The organism is Pseudomonas sp. NY15356, from assembly GCF_048068175.1.
Classification (GTDB): Bacteria; Pseudomonadota; Gammaproteobacteria; order Pseudomonadales; family Pseudomonadaceae; genus Aquipseudomonas; species Aquipseudomonas putida_K.
Genome location: NZ_JBLUPW010000114.1, coordinates 1 through 212 on the forward strand (window position 1 = coordinate 1; position 212 = coordinate 212).

Annotated in this window: 1 rRNA gene; it reads right to left on the reverse strand. The window is 48.1% G+C overall.

Annotated elements, in window-relative coordinates:
* Window positions 1-133: 133 nt before the first annotated feature.
* A 23S ribosomal RNA gene (locus tag ACNFCI_RS24175) occupies window positions 134-212 on the reverse strand; the annotation flags it as partial.

The window sequence follows — 212 nt, forward strand, 5'->3', positions numbered from 1 at the left end:
GTCAAGAAATTCTGTTGCCAGAACGTCCAGATGGACATGCCAGCCAATTCGGATATGTGAATTTGTGATGCAAACTTTCGGTTCGTTCGTCTTCACCACCGCAATTCGCAACAGCAAATTGCTTGGGTGTTATATGGTCAAGCCTCACGGGCAATTAGTATCGGTTAGCTCAACGCCTCACAGCGCTTACACACCCGACCTATCAACGTCGT